Here is a 15,107-nt window from a genome sequence, read left to right on the forward strand (position 1 = left end):
TCCTCTCTTATTGGTTTACTACACGCCATTCTTCTCTACGTTCTTTTGCTTCCAGGCAAAATCCTTTGGCCTGCAATAAATAGGTTCTTGCAAACTCTTCCGAAGGCTCATATTTATTTATTTGTAATACTCTATCTGCAAATGTGGATGGAAACTGGAAGTATTCCTCGTTTACATAATTGTTGTCAAACTCTTGTATGACTGCAGTTTGTGTTGAAGCATTAATTCCTTTATCCAGTAACAGTGCTTTTGCTGTCCACACGAAAGAACTGTAAGCATGGTAGATGGCATCTGCATATTGTTTTCTCTCAAATGCCAGATCTGCGAGTTCTAATTTTTCTTCAGCTTCCAATAAAAGTGTTGCCACCAAGTCAATCACTACGCCAGCACATTCACCTACACCAATTGCCGTTTCAAAACTTGTTTCGTGTCCCCAATCAATATGTTCATCAGGACTTAGATTACTCAGTTCAGCTAAAGGCTTCAGCAGTCTATAGAAATGGTCCTTTCCTTGTTGTTCATAATATTCGATGAACGATTGATCATTATTTTTACCTGCCTTGAAATCAGACAAGATAACATCAACTACTTGAAGCACTCTTTTCGTTGGAACTTTGATTACCCGATCAGCAACGCGGCCTTTTCCATCGCCAAGCGTTCCACCTCCGAGCATCACTTGAGCTGCAGGAACTACATTTCCATTAACCTTTACAGAGCTACCATGGAAGCCTATATGGGCAAGACCATGTTGACCACAGGAGTTCATACAGCCAGAAATTTTAATCTTCAGTTCTTTTTCTTTGATAAAATCCTGATGAAATTCATGGATATAGTTTTCCAATACTCTGGCCATTTCTGTTGAGTTCGAAATTCCCAGGTTACAAGTATCAGTTCCGGGGCAGGTCGTAATATCTGCAGTGCTATTATAACCAGGTTTTGCGAATCCTAAGCTTAGCAGAACATTGTATACAGCTGCTAAGGATTCAGGTCTAACGTATTTAAAAAGTAGATTTTGATCTTGCGTAATCCGAATATCGTCTGCCACATGATCCTTTATACCATCAATTAGTTTTCTAGCCTTATCAGTAGAAATATCTCCAGTTTGGATATTGGCATAAACGCCATAATAACCTTCTTGCTTTTGTTCAAAGCAATTTGTGGATTTCCAAAGTTCAAATCCTAGCAAATCATTTGGGGTTTCTTCATGAACTATAGCGCTTGGAGGCTGAGGTTGCTGAACAGCATCTCTATCAAAGGTTACACGTTTATTTTTAACGGCGATTTTTTCTTCTTCGATCAAGTTAAGTACTGTTTCAAGACCTAATTTTTGAACCAGGAATTTGAATCTTGCTTTATTTCTGTTATTACGTTCACCATATCGGTCAAATACACGGATAGTAGCTTCGGCATAAGGTAGAATTTCATCTTCAGGGAGGAATTCGTAGACTTCATGAGCCAGAATAGGTTGAGCTCCGAGTCCGCCGCCAAGCATAACCTTAAAACCTCTTTGCTCTTTGCCATCAACCATCCTTATTTTAGGAATAAATCCAAAGTCATGGATATAGGAGAATGCGGAATCCTTGTCTGAGGCCGAGAATGAGATTTTGAATTTTCTACCCATCTCAGCGCAGATTGGATTTCTGACGAAGTAGGTAAAAGTTTTATGAGCATAAGGCGAAACATCAAATGGTTCATCTGGATCAATTCCAGCGGTTGGCGAAGCCGTTACGTTACGAACAGTATTTCCACATGCTTCACGAAGGGTCATATCATCCTCAGCAAGTTTTGCCCATAGTTCCGGAGTTTTGTCCAAGCTCACAAAGTGGATTTGAATATCCTGACGAGTTGTGAGGTGCAGGTTTTTACTTGCGTATTCATCCGATATTGCGGCAATTTTCAAAATCTGTTGGAAGGTAACTTTTCCAAAAGGCAGTTTTATACGCACCATTTGAACTCCGGGTTGTCTCTGACCATAGACTCCCCTAGCCAAGCGAAGAGATCTAAACTTTTCATCTGGCAACTCCCCTTTCCGATATGCCTGAATTTTCTTTTCTAATTCAATGATTTCCTGTTCTACTACAGGGTTTTCTAATTCTGTCCTAAAGCTCTGCATTCTATCTTCTATTATTAAAAAGGTAATTAAACACCCCTTTAGTTAGGTTATTGTTAACGTTTATGGAACAAATGTATAAAATAATTATAAAATTACTATACAAAGTCTACCAAATTACTATATATTTGTGTAATTATTTTTTAATGATGCTCAAAAAACAAAGAAATACAGGTATTAAAGTGTTGATATTAAGTTCATTAATTTTTTTTGTAACATTTTCTTGTTCGCCGAAAGTTGATCAAGGCTATGATCCAGAGAAAGGATATGTGGGCACAATTTCTATTTCAGGAGCATTCGCTTTGTATCCTATTGCTGTTTTATGGAGCGAAGATTTCAAGAAAATACATCCGAATGTTCGATTTAATATTTCGGCAGGCGGTGCAGGAAAAGGGATTTCTGATGTATTATCCAATATGGTTGATATAGGATTGGTGTCCCGGGATTTACATCCCATTGAAATTGAAAAAGGAGCATTACCTGTAGTCGTAGCCAATGATGCCGTGATTGGTACATTGAATAGTAAACATCCGAATATTGAAAGTTTATTAAAACGCGGATTAAGTCAAGAAGAACTTAAGGGCATTTTTGTAACAGGGAAAATTAAAAAGTGGAGTGATTTAGATCCCAGTTTTGTCAATAAGAATATAGAGGTTTACGTTCGGTCAGATGCTGCAGGAGCAGCAGAGACATGGGCTAAATATCTGGGGGCTACACAAGAGGAGCTTTCTGGTATTGGAATATTTGGGGATCCGGGATTGGCACAAGCAATCAAAGACAATCCACTATCAATAGGATTCAATAATATTAACTATGTATTTGATTTAAACAGTAAAAAGACAGCTGAGAATATCGTTGCTCTTCCATTGGATCTCAATTCGAATCATCGAATAGATGAACAGGAAAGCTTTTATAAGGAGCTGGATAGTTTAACCAATGCAGTTGCAACTGGACTGTATCCTTCCCCACCAGCACGGGAATTGATGTTTGTCCTAAATAAGAAATATGAATCCAAGTTGTTAGATGAATTTGTTCGGTTCGTCATGACAGACAAATCCCAGGCATATTTATTAGAGAATGGATTTGTTCCATTGAAAAAAGAAATGATCAAAGAAGAAAGCAATAAACTATTGGCCAGTGAATTATAGATTATTAAAAGATAAAATAATAAAGGATCTTTCCGGGATTTTACTAGGGATCTGTTTACTAGTCATATTGGCTATTGTAGTAGGACTTAGCATCAAATCGGAGCCTTTAATTGCACAGGAATCCTTATGGAATATTTTGAGCAGCAGTATTTGGTCACCTATGAAAGGGAATTTTGGATTTCTACCTTTTATTATGGGGACGATTTGGGTAACTATGATTTCCCTCCTTATTGCAGTTCCATTATGTTTGGCAGCTTCGGTTTATTTAGTTGAGTATGCGGGGAGCAAGTTGCGAAATTTTGTATTACCCTTGGTGAATATATTAGCAGCGATTCCACCGGTTTTATATGGAGTTTGGGGAGTCTTATTTGTGGTTCCAATGATTGGAGAGTACATAGCGCCAATATTTGGGATTAGCAGCACTGGATACTCAGTTTTTTCAGGCGGGATTGTCCTTGCGGTGATGATTTTTCCAATTATGGTCAGCATCATGGTAGAGGTTTTGCAAACTATTCCGAAGGAATTACGTTCGGTTTCCTTATCCCTCGGAGCGACGAAATTAGAGACGATCCAGCAGGTTGTGTTGAAGAAAGCGAGGCCAGGAATCATGGCAGCTATTGTACTGGCAGTTTCCAGGGCATTTGGAGAGACCATTGCTGTATTGATGGTTTGTGGGAATATTCCAAAAATTCCTAAAACCATCTTTGATGCCGGTTATCCATTACCAGCTTTGATTGCCAATAATTTTGGGGAGATGATGTCAATTCCGAAATACGATTCGGCCTTGATGTTTGCGGCTTTGCTCCTATTTGTGATCATTTTAGGGTTTAATTTAATTTCCAGGGGAATTTTAAAGAGAATGGAGGCAAAAAATATATGAGCAATATCAACAAGAGATTGAGAAAAGAAAGAATTGCCAAGATATTAATGCAAGGGTCTGGAATCATAATTACAGGTTCGTTATTTTTTATCGTTGGGACCATTCTATATAAGGGGCTTCCACATTTGAGTCTGGATATGATTACTAAAACTCCTGAGGGTGGTTTTTATGTTGGAAAAAGTGGTGGAATCCTGAATGCAATTTTGGGTTCCCTCTATTTAGCTGGTCTTTCCACTTTATTAGCGACCATCATAGGGATTCCTATTTGTATTTTCTTAAATATTTACTCCAAAAAGGGTTCAAGGATTAGCAGATTTTCTAAATTGATTTTTGATGTTCTATTTGGGATTCCATCCATAGTTTATGGGGCAATAGCCTTCAGTATTATGGTTTGGTTGGGCGTTCGGGCTTCTCTGATTGGTGGGGTAATTACCATTACGCTATTAACGATTCCTATTGTTGTTCGGACCATAGATGAGTTAATCCAGACTGTACCAACGGACTTAAGTCACATCACGAGTTCATTGGGTGCTACACGATGGGAATCAGCCAAGGTTATGCTAGCTTATATTAAACCAGGGTTATTTACGGCTATTTTATTAGCATTTGGCAGAGCTATTGGCGATGTGGCTGGGGTTTTACTGACTACAGGCTTTAGTGACAACATCCCACTTTATTTGGATGAGCCTACTGCTACGCTGCCTTTAGCCATATTTTTCCAATTGAGCAGTCCTATACCAGAAGTTCAAGGTCGGGCTTATGCCTCCGCATTAATTTTAACAATTATCATTTTACTTATCGTTATATGTACGCAATATCTAGCATCGAAACAGAAAAAACACAGGACATAATCCATCAGGTTAATCCACATATAGAGATTAAGGGTTTAAATGTTTATGTAGAAGATCAACATATTCTAAAGGATATCAACTTAGAAATCCCCAACAATTGTATTACCTCTATTATTGGACCATCAGGTTGTGGCAAAACAACTTTGTTAAAGACCTTAAACCGACTTTTGGATGATTCCACGGATGTAAAAGTGACAGGATCTGTTTTGGTCAATGGCGAGGATATTTATGGTCCCGATGCAGAGGTTACACATATTCGGAAGAAAATGGGCTTATTATCACAAAAGCCATTTCCATTGCCCATGTCCATATTTGATAATATTGCATATGGTCCTAGGATACACGGGAACAAAGACAAAAAGTCCCTCCAAGCCATTGTAGAAAGGCAATTAAAAAACGTAGGTTTATGGAATGAGGTCAAGGATCGGTTAGATAGTTCAGCCAGTAGGCTTTCTATTGGTCAGCAACAGCGATTATGTTTAGCCAGAGGTTTAGCAGTTGAGCCAGAGATTATTTTGGGAGATGAATCGACCTCAGCCCTTGACCCGATTTCAACACAAGTCATTGAGAATTTATTGATTCAACTAAAACAAGATTATACCATTGTATTGGTCACTCATATTTTGAGACAGGCTCGTAGGGTTTCCGATTATATTTTGTTTCTATATAACGGTGAGGTGATAGAATTTGGTAAATCAGAGCAGGTTTTATTGGATCCACAGCATGAAATCACCCAGCAATATGTTAAAGGATTTATTTCATAATCACAATTAATAGATAGAAAAAGGGAGCGATTCAATTGAAAAGCTCCCTTTATTATTTTTGTTGTTTAGTTAAATTAAGTTCTGGTTTCACCTTCAGGACCTTCTTCAATGGTCTCGGCTATTTCTTCGAGTCCATCTTCATCGGTATCTTTCCTGAATGGTGCGGCTTCATCGAATTCCCCTTCCCATTTGGCAACTACAACGGTTGCTAAACAGTTACCAATTACGTTCACTGAGGTTCTAGCCATATCCATCAATTCGTCAATACCTAGGATTGCTGCAATTACAAATACTGGTAATCCGAATTGGTCAGCAGTAGCAATCAAAATGATTAAAGATGCTCGAGGCACAGCTGCTACTCCCTTAGAAGTAATCATTAGGGTAAAAGCGATCATTAATTGTTGGCCAAATGACAAGTGGATACCTGCAGCTTGGGCAACAAAGATTGAGGCCAATGAAAGGTATAAAGAGGTACCATCGAGGTTAAAGCTATACCCTGTAGGAATAACGAAAGAAACGATTTTCCTTGGTACACCGAATTTCTCCATGGCACTCATCGCTTTAGGCAGAGCTGCATCCGAGCTTGTGGTAGCAAATGCGATGGATACAGGTTCTTTAATGGCATTGATAAACTGTCTGATAGGAATCTTTAGATATAGAGCTACTGGCAATAAAATACCACCTAGGAAGAATATCAGCGCTAGGTATAGGGTTGCCAAAAGCATAAAGAGGTTTTTGAGGATATCAATTCCGAGGTGACCCACGGTATATGCCATTGCTGCACCTACTCCGATTGGCGCGAAAAGCATAACGAGATTGGTAAATTTGAACATGGCTTCGGAGAGCGATTCGGCGAAGTCCACGAAGGGCTTTCGTTTCTTTTCTTCCACCATTGCGAGTCCAATACCGAAAATAACGGCAAATACTACGATTTGAAGGACTTTATTTTCATATACAGATTTTACGATATTCTCAGGGAAAGTGTCTCTAAAGAAAGAGGTGAATTTATAGATCCAATGTGCACTTTCGTCGATATGTTCTAAGGCGATTTTATCAGAATCGGATACAGCTGAAGTTTGGGGAAGTTCTTCATGCGGCATATGTTCGATGTCGATACCTACTCCTGCCTTTGTTAAGTTGATCGCAGCAAGACCGATAAAAATAGCACAGGTCGTAGCACAGAAGAAGTACAACATGGATTTCCAGGCCATACGTCCTACTTGTTTCAAGTCTGAATGCCCAGCAATACCAAAAACCAATGTTGCGAATAAAATTGGTCCGACGATTGTTTTTACCAATTTAATAAATCCCTGGCTTAGGGGTTGCAAGGCTTTAGCGACATCAGGAAAATCTAATCCTACGAAAATACCCAATACCATACAGGTCAGGATCCAAGTAGTCAAACCTTTTCGCATGATTGCATTTAAGACTAAGACAATTGCGGTAATCCAACGAACTCCCATCATCAAAGATGCAGGAATAGCAGCAAGATTGAATTCATAAAGGATGGTCAGGATAGACGCTATCGCAATAGTTACAAGCAATATATATCCTGTGGTTTTTTTAGACATGTAGATTTAATAAGGTTATTTATTTCTTTTTTTAACTTTTTAGACGAACAAAAATAAAAAAATAGAGCTGCAAACCAAATCTTTTACGTTATAGTATTTTCGGAACGGACGGAGAAAAGCACTAATTTTGGGTTAATAACTTGAATGTGAGCAGTCGGGAAAAAACAAAAAAAACCACCTTTTTGGGGGTGGTTTTGATAATATCTTAGAACAATCTGATTATTCAGCGTGAAGCCAAGCTTTTTTAGCTAACAATTCTTCTTCTGTTTCGCGTACATCCTCATCTTCAACACAACAATCTACAGGACAAACTGCTGCACACTGGGGTTCATCATGGAATCCCACACACTCAGTACATTTATCAGAAACTATATAATACACTTCATTAGAGATTGCATCTTGTGATTCGTTAGCATCCAAAGTAACGCCATCACCAAAATCAATCACACCATCTAAAGCTGTTCCATCGGAGAATTTCCAGGTTACACCAGCATCATAGATTGCATTATTTGGGCATTCTGGTTCGCAGGCCCCACAATTTATACATTCGTCAGTAATTTTAATTGCCATTTATATCCTTACAATAAAATAATAAACTAATTTTGCACTTTCAAAGTTAGTACTAATGCTATATACTCAAAAATAAAAGTATACAAAATTAGTAGTTATTTACTTTGATATGGCAAATATACGGCAAAAAAAATACAGATTAATTCTAAATAGTAAGATTTTGACAAGAAAACAGAGAATAGATGCTTTCGTAAAACTTGGGGAATACCTAAGATCAGCAGAAATGGATCATGCTTCTATCTTAGATACTGCGGTCCATAAAAACGCATGGTATACCAAGGCGAATATTCAGCAACAAATAAAGGCAATCGCACATAATTTGACTGAGGAAAAATTAAGTAAATGGTTAAAAGATGTTCCAGACACTGATCAGAATAAATCTGTGGGCTTAGTTTTGGCTGGTAATTTACCTCTTGTAGGATTTCATGATATCATGTGTGTTTTATTAGCTGGTTTTATTGCAAAGATTAAGGTATCATCAGATGATGCAGGTTTAACCAAATTTGTTCTTGATAAGTTAATTGAAATAGAGCCACTATTTAAGGAACAAATTCAATTAGTAGATAAACTAGAGAATTTTGACCTGGTTATAGCAACTGGAAGTAATAATTCTGCTCGTTATTTTGAATATTACTTTGGAAAGAAACCTCATATCATTCGTAAAAATCGAAACTCCCTATCTGTATTAACGGGAAAGGAAAGTGATGAGGAATTGCAAAAGTTGGGGCATGATATATTTGATTATTTTGGGTTGGGATGCCGTTCTGTATCGAAAATATTCATTCCTGAGGGTTATGATATTGTTCATTTACTGAATAATCTGGAATCTTTCCATCCGATCAAGGATCATGCTAAGTATAACAACAATTATGATTTCAATAAATCCATATACCTGATTAATAAGAATAAGCATTTTGACAATGGATTTTTATTATTGAAGGAGGATTCCAGCTTAGCCTCTCCCCTGGCGGTTGTTCATTTTGAATACTACAAGGATCTTGCTGAGGTAGAGAAATATATCATTGATCATCAGGATGAGATCCAGTGTATTACGTCGGATGTAGAGTTGCATGCGGGGGATGTTCCGGTTTTCCCATTTGGGGCGAGTCAATATCCTGCATTAGACGATTATGCGGACAATGTAAATACCTTATCCTTTTTATTGGCGAACCAATAATTAGCATTTATTGTCGTTATATGAGTGTGAATTCGTAAAAAGTTATAATTTTGTTTGACTATGTATGTAATTAAAGTTAAAGGTGTGGCAAAAATTCCGGATTATGTTCAGTTAAGGGACGATGCATTTACGCTTTTGGCTTATTTTCGCGTGGACAGACCTGACAAATCACTGGACAAGATTGGTTTATCGGACAAAGCGGACTATATTATGGAAGTTGTTCGGGAGTTACCATTTGGACAGATTAAGAAAATCGACTTATAAATTATCATGAGAGAAGCAAATACAGTTATCAAACTTAAACATGTAGAAATCTATCAACAGAAGCATCTTGTACTATCTGATGTCAACCTTGATATCGCACAGGGGGAATTTTTATACCTCATTGGGCAATCAGGTTCAGGAAAGAGTAGTTTATTAAAAATAATCTATGGCGATTTGTACATTGCAAATGGTGAGGGTATGATTGCTGGATTTGATTTAAAGAAGCTTCATGAGAATGATGTTCCCTATTTGAGACGTAAATTAGGCATTGTATTTCAGGATTTCCATTTATTGAACGATAGAACGGTAGAGAAGAATTTAGAGTTTGCCTTGAAGGCTACCGGCTGGAAGGAAAAAGCGCAAATCGAGAACAGGATTATTGATGTATTGGAAAAGGTGGGCTTACGTTCGAAATTGAAGAAGATGCCACATGAGTTATCAGGTGGTGAGCAACAGCGGGTTGTTATTGCGAGAGCATTATTAAACAATCCAGAGATTATTTTGGCAGATGAGCCAACTGGGAACTTAGACCCGGCTACCTCGGAGGAGATAGTTTTATTATTACGTGATATTGCATCCTCAGGGACGGCAGTATTAATGGCTACACACGATTATCAAATTATTAGAAATATGCCTGCACGTATCCTGAAGACTGCTGACGGAGCGTTGCATGACAATGTTAGCATTTAATAGCTGACAGTAGTAAAATCAATCCGACATTATTGCTAGTGAATGTAAGAAACACTGACAGCATGTCGGATTTTTTTTGTTGGCAAAAAAATTGATGGAACGGTACTTAAGGTTACACAAACAAGTTATTTATTAGGAGATGATAAACGAGAACGAGAATATTCAAGACCCAGAAATGAACAATTCGGAGGAGAATGTGGAGCAAGGATCTGCAGCGACCGAAGAGCTGACAAATAAGTTAAATGAATCAAACGATAAGTATGCGCGATTGGTAGCGGAGTTTGATAATTACAAGAAAAGAACTGCGAAGGAGAAGATTGATTTGATGCAATCTGCTGGTAAAGATGTAATCTTAAAGTTATTACCTGTAGTTGATGATTTCGATCGTTCTTTGAGTTTTATGAAGGATGTTTCTTCAGATGATCCAATGAAACAAGGAATTGATTTGGTTTATCACAAGCTTAAAAAAACGATGGAACAACTTGGGGTTAAGGAGATCGAAGTATTAGGCCAGCCATTTGATCCTGAGTTTCAAGAAGCGATTACCCTCATTCCTGCACCTAGTCCAGATTTGAAAGATAAGGTTATTGATGTTATTGAGAAGGGTTACACCTTAAATGACACTGTAATCAGATTTGCGAAAGTAGTTGTAGGTCAATAAATATAAAAGATGTCAAAAAGAGATTATTACGATGTCCTTGGAGTTTCCAGAACGGCAGAAGTAACAGAAATAAAAACATCATATCGTAAACTAGCCATTAAATATCACCCGGATAAGAATCCTGGTGACAAGGAGGCTGAAGACAAGTTTAAGGAAGCTGCTGAGGCCTATGAGGTTTTAAGCAATCCGGAGAAGAGAAAGCGTTATGATCAATTTGGTCATGCGGGCAATTCAGCTTCTGGATATGGCGGTGGCGGCATGAACATGGATGATATCTTCAGTCAATTTGGAGATATTTTCGGTGGTGGAAATCCGTTTGAAAGTTTCTTTGGTGGTGGCGGTGGCACACGTGGAGGTCGTCGTGTTCAACGAGGAAGCAATTTAAGGATCAAAGTAAAATTGACTCTTGAGGAAGTTGCCAAAGGGGTTGAGAAAAAAGTAAAAGTAAATAAGCAGGTTAAATGTAATACCTGTGATGGTACTGGTGCAAAAGATAAAAATTCATATCACACTTGTAATACCTGTGGTGGTTCAGGTTCGGTTCGCCGAGTGACCAACACCATTCTCGGTCAGATGCAAACAACAAGCACCTGTCCTACTTGTAATGGTGAGGGCGTTGAAATCACTGCAAAATGTACAGTTTGTAAGGGAGAAGGTTTAGTTCGTGGTGAAGAAACCATATCTATCAATATCCCTGCAGGTGTAAGTGAAGGCATGCAGTTATCGATGAGTGGTAAAGGTAATGCTGCAGCACGTGGAGGAATCCCTGGAGACCTTATTATTTTGGTTGAGGAAGTTCCGCACGAAACATTAAAGCGTGATGGTATCAATGTGATCTATGATCTATATATCAATTTTGCTGATGCTGCCCTAGGTACGAGCGTAGAAATCCCTACAATCGATGGTAAAGCGAAAATCAAGATTGAACCAGGTACTCAAGGTGGTAAGATTTTAAGATTGAAAGGTAAAGGATTGCCAGAAGTCAATTCTTATCATAAAGGAGATCAATTGGTATATGTCAATGTATGGACTCCAAAAACAGTATCCAAAGAGGAAAAGGAATTGTTGGAGAAATTGAAAAACTCAGCAAACTTTAAACCTCAACCTGGAAAAAGTGAGAAATCATTCTTTGAAAGGATTAAGGAGTATTTTGAATAAGAGTATTGAGATATGAGATGTGAGATTTGAGATAGTGGAAAGGGATAGTGAGATTTGAGATGCTAGATTTGAGATGTGAGATAGTGGAAAGGCTGAAAATTCTTAATATTTTTTATATTCCTCTGATTAATAATCCATTTCATTCTTAAAAGATAAAAAAGCTGGTCATTTTGTAATGACCAGCTTTTTTGTTTTATAGAATTGCTTCTCTAATTCTTTGCAATTTCACGAGTAGATCTTCTAGTAGATCTAGGTGGAGCATATTAGCGCCGTCAGATTTAGCATTAGCTGGATCTGGGTGAGTTTCAATAAAGAGGCCATCTGCTCCCACTGCGATTGCAGCTTTTGCGATAGTTTCAATTAATTCTGGTTTTCCACCTGTAACTCCAGAACTTTGGTTCGGCTGTTGAAGTGAATGTGTACAGTCCATAACGGTTGGTACATTGAAAGACTTCATGACAGGTAAACCGCGATAATCTACAATAAGGTCTTGATATCCGAATGTATTTCCGCGATCAGTAAGAATCACTTTTGGGTTTCCGGCATCTTGTACTTTCTCTACTGCAAATTTCATGGATTCAGCAGATAGGAATTGTCCTTTTTTAATATTCACTACTTTTCCTGTTTCAGCAGCAGCCTGTAGAAGGTCTGTTTGTCTACAAAGGAAAGCAGGGATTTGAAGGACATCTACATATGCTGCAGCCATTGCAGCTTCATGGCTTTCGTGAATATCAGTAACAGTTGGTACCCCAAAAGTTTTACTCACTTTTTCCAAGATCTTCAATGCTTTTTCATCCCCAATACCAGTAAATGAATTTCCCTTAGAACGGTTTGCCTTGCGGTAAGAACCTTTGAATATATAAGGGATATTTAGTTTATCAGTAATGTTGACGATTTTATCAGCAATACGTAATGCTATTTCTTCACCTTCGATAGCACAAGGTCCCGCCATCAGGAAAAATGAAGAAGAGTTGCCATTTTTAATTTCTGGCAAATATGTATTAATCATATATAATTTAATTACCTAGTTCCGACATAAATTTGATACGCATCAATTGGATGTCTTCAAAGGAGTAATCCTCCTCTCCTAGTTCATCCAATGCCGTATCAATACCATCATTTTCAGCAGTTTTAAAATAGTCATAGACTTCATCCTGACGATCTTGATCTATCATCTCATCTACAAAATATCCAATATTCAATTTTGTTCCGGAATTTACGATGGATTCAACTTCACATAATAAGTCTTCATAACTAATGCCTTTAGAAGATGCGATATCTTCCAAACTGATTTTTCTATCAATATTTTGAATAATGGATACTTTTAGAGCAGATTTATTCGCGGTGCTTTTGATCACCAAGTCTTGCGGTCTATCAATATCATTATCATCCACATATTTCTTGATCAAATCAATAAATGGAGCTCCAAACTTCATGGCTTTACCTGAGCCTACTCCTTGGATTTGCTTCAACTCATCCATTGAAATAGGATAATGAGTACACATTTCGTCCAGAGAAGGGTCTTGGAAAATTACAAACGGAGGCAATGATTTCTGTTTAGCAATTTTCTTGCGAAGGTCTTTCAGCATTTTCAACAACTCGGTATCCAATGCGCCAGTTTGGCCGCCAGCATCTTCAGAAGAGTCTGCTTTAGACATTTCCATTGGTTTGTTTAAGATAAACTTCAATGGATATGGGTTATTGATATATTTTTTCCCACCTGGAGTCAATTGCAGCAAGCCATAATGGTCGATATCCTTTTTAATAAAATCAGCGAGTTCAGCCTGACGAATCAAGGAGTTCCAGAAATTGACCCCTTGCTCCTTTCCAGATCCAAATAGCGAATGTGTATCATGCTTGTATTTAGATATTGGTTGATTATTTTGACCGATTAACATATTGATAATATGCTGATCATCAAATTTATCGCCTTCTTCTTTAATAAAGTTTAGGACAGTTAAGAGAGGTTGCTCAGCATCAAAATAAGTTTTTGCTGCTCTACAATTATCACACATTGAATTACAACCGGTCTCATCAAACTTTTCGCCGAAATAATGAAGGATTTGTTTTCTACGACAAACGGCAGATTCCGAATAATCGATAACCTCTTTTAATATCTGAGTACCTATTTCCTTTTCAGAAACAGGTTTATCTTTCATGAATTTTGTTAGCTTTTCGACATCTTTTTCGGAATAGAAAGCCAAGCAATAACCTTCACCCCCATCCCGTCCAGCACGCCCAGTTTCCTGGTAGTAGCCTTCCATTGATTTAGGGATGTCATGGTGAATGACATAACGCACATCCGGTTTATCGATTCCCATTCCGAAGGCGATCGTAGCGACAATAACCTCGATGTCTTCCATCAAGAATTTGTCTTGCGTTTCTGCCCTAGTTTTGGCATCCAATCCAGCGTGGTAAGGTAAAGCCTTAATTCCGTTGATATTAAGGACTTCAGCGATTTCCTCTACCTTCTTGCGGCTCAAACAATAAACAATACCAGCTTTCCCAGAATTACTCTTAATAAAACGAACAATCTGTTTGATGACATCTTCTTTAGGTCTTACTTCATAGTACAAGTTAGTACGGTTGAAAGAAGACTTAAACAAGCTAGCATCAGTCATTTGCAAATTTTTGCGAATGTCTGATTGAACTTTTGGAGTAGCAGTTGCAGTAAGAGCGATAATAGGGATATTCTCGCCTATATCATTGATTACCTGGCGGATTTTACGATATTCAGGTCTGAAATCGTGCCCCCATTCGGAGATACAGTGGGCTTCATCGACAGCGACGAAGGAAACTGTAATACTCTTCAGGAATTGCACATTTTCTTCCTTTGCCAAGGATTCAGGAGCAACATAGAGGAGTTTTGTTTTACCATCTTGCACATCTTGTTTGACGCGCTGAATTTCATTTTTGGTAAGAGAAGAGTTCAAAAAGTGAGCTATACTATCTCTACCACCGAAGGCTCGGACTTGGTCGACTTGATTTTTCATCAGCGCGATTAGCGGAGAAATAACAATAGCAGTACCTTCGCTCATCAGAGCTGGCAACTGATAACAGATTGACTTTCCGCCACCAGTCGGCATAATTACGAAAGTATCTTTCTTATTAAGAACATTTGTAATAATTGCTTCCTGATCGCCTTTAAAAGTATCGAACCCAAAAAAATCTTGAAGATTATCGAAAAGTGATTTTTCTATTTCCATTGACTATGCAAAATAAATAGATGTAATAACGGTATGAATAATACGTGTTAAATAATG

At 37.9% G+C, this 15,107-nt stretch carries 14 protein-coding genes; 9 read left to right on the plus strand and 5 right to left on the minus strand.

Annotated elements, in window-relative coordinates; translation table 11 throughout:
- Nucleotides 1-7: 7 nt before the first annotated feature.
- The gene (locus tag PZ892_RS09275; RefSeq protein ID WP_277712912.1) at nt 8-2,113 is read right to left on the minus strand and encodes a HEPN domain-containing protein; all 2,106 of its coding nucleotides are present in this window, start codon (nt 2,111-2,113) and stop codon (nt 8-10) included.
- A 143-nt stretch (nt 2,114-2,256) separates the two neighbouring features.
- Here PZ892_RS09275 and PZ892_RS09280 point away from each other — a divergent pair, with 143 nt between their 5' ends.
- Genes PZ892_RS09280 through PZ892_RS09295 form a run of 4 tightly spaced genes read left to right on the plus strand, consistent with a single transcriptional unit; the run spans nt 2,257 to nt 5,753 of the window.
- A complete protein-coding gene (locus PZ892_RS09280) occupies nt 2,257-3,258 on the plus strand; it encodes a PstS family phosphate ABC transporter substrate-binding protein (protein ID WP_277712913.1) in 1,002 nt (333 codons plus the stop codon).
- The gene (gene pstC, locus PZ892_RS09285; protein WP_277712914.1) at nt 3,248-4,138 is read left to right on the plus strand and encodes a phosphate ABC transporter permease subunit PstC; all 891 of its coding nucleotides are present in this window, start codon (nt 3,248-3,250) and stop codon (nt 4,136-4,138) included. The genes PZ892_RS09280 and pstC overlap by 11 nt, the downstream gene beginning before the upstream one ends.
- Nucleotides 4,135-4,989 carry an ABC transporter permease subunit gene (locus PZ892_RS09290; RefSeq protein ID WP_277712915.1) on the plus strand — a complete coding sequence of 285 codons (855 nt, stop codon included), beginning with the start codon at nt 4,135-4,137 and terminating at the stop codon, nt 4,987-4,989. Before pstC ends, PZ892_RS09290 begins: the two co-directional genes overlap by 4 nt.
- The gene (locus PZ892_RS09295) at nt 4,944-5,753 is read left to right on the plus strand and encodes a phosphate ABC transporter ATP-binding protein (RefSeq protein ID WP_277712916.1); all 810 of its coding nucleotides are present in this window, start codon (nt 4,944-4,946) and stop codon (nt 5,751-5,753) included. The genes PZ892_RS09290 and PZ892_RS09295 overlap by 46 nt, the downstream gene beginning before the upstream one ends.
- Before the next feature lie 74 nt (nt 5,754-5,827).
- Here the strand turns inward: PZ892_RS09295 and PZ892_RS09300 are convergent, their stop codons facing one another.
- Complete coding sequence (locus PZ892_RS09300; RefSeq protein ID WP_182498592.1) at nt 5,828-7,324, minus strand: cation:dicarboxylase symporter family transporter; 1,497 nt, start codon at nt 7,322-7,324, stop codon at nt 5,828-5,830.
- Nucleotides 7,325-7,543: 219 nt separating this feature from the next.
- Complete coding sequence (locus PZ892_RS09305) at nt 7,544-7,894, minus strand: 4Fe-4S dicluster domain-containing protein (RefSeq protein WP_094256468.1); 351 nt, start codon at nt 7,892-7,894, stop codon at nt 7,544-7,546.
- Between the two features lie 160 nt (nt 7,895-8,054).
- Between PZ892_RS09305 and PZ892_RS09310 the strand changes: the two genes are divergently transcribed.
- The 5 genes from PZ892_RS09310 (at nt 8,055) to dnaJ (ending at nt 11,844) form a co-directional block, all read left to right on the plus strand.
- Nucleotides 8,055-9,071: an acyl-CoA reductase gene (locus tag PZ892_RS09310; RefSeq protein WP_277712917.1), complete on the plus strand. Its 1,017-nt coding sequence runs from the start codon at nt 8,055-8,057 to the stop codon at nt 9,069-9,071.
- A 60-nt stretch (nt 9,072-9,131) separates the two neighbouring features.
- The gene (locus PZ892_RS09315) at nt 9,132-9,335 is read left to right on the plus strand and encodes a fructose-6-phosphate aldolase (RefSeq protein ID WP_094256469.1); all 204 of its coding nucleotides are present in this window, start codon (nt 9,132-9,134) and stop codon (nt 9,333-9,335) included.
- A gap of 6 nt (nt 9,336-9,341) precedes the next feature.
- Nucleotides 9,342-10,025, plus strand: a complete 684-nt coding sequence (locus tag PZ892_RS09320) for an ATP-binding cassette domain-containing protein (RefSeq protein ID WP_094256470.1) — start codon at nt 9,342-9,344, stop codon at nt 10,023-10,025.
- Between the two features lie 139 nt (nt 10,026-10,164).
- Nucleotides 10,165-10,686, plus strand: coding sequence for a nucleotide exchange factor GrpE (gene grpE, locus PZ892_RS09325; protein ID WP_094256471.1), 522 nt, complete (start codon nt 10,165-10,167; stop codon nt 10,684-10,686).
- Nucleotides 10,687-10,695: 9 nt separating this feature from the next.
- Complete coding sequence (gene dnaJ / locus PZ892_RS09330) at nt 10,696-11,844, plus strand: molecular chaperone DnaJ (protein WP_277710910.1); 1,149 nt, start codon at nt 10,696-10,698, stop codon at nt 11,842-11,844.
- Between the two features lie 193 nt (nt 11,845-12,037).
- On the opposite strand, the gene kdsA is transcribed toward dnaJ, so the two are convergent.
- Both kdsA and recQ read right to left on the minus strand, forming a co-directional pair.
- A complete protein-coding gene (gene kdsA / locus PZ892_RS09335; RefSeq protein ID WP_094256473.1) occupies nt 12,038-12,853 on the minus strand; it encodes a 3-deoxy-8-phosphooctulonate synthase in 816 nt (271 codons plus the stop codon).
- A gap of 7 nt (nt 12,854-12,860) precedes the next feature.
- Nucleotides 12,861-15,050: a DNA helicase RecQ gene (gene recQ, locus PZ892_RS09340; RefSeq protein ID WP_277710911.1), complete on the minus strand. Its 2,190-nt coding sequence runs from the start codon at nt 15,048-15,050 to the stop codon at nt 12,861-12,863.
- Nucleotides 15,051-15,107: the final 57 nt, after the last annotated feature.

It is taken from the genome of Sphingobacterium sp. WM (assembly GCF_029542465.1).
In the GTDB taxonomy this organism is placed as follows: domain Bacteria; phylum Bacteroidota; class Bacteroidia; order Sphingobacteriales; family Sphingobacteriaceae; genus Sphingobacterium; species Sphingobacterium cellulitidis.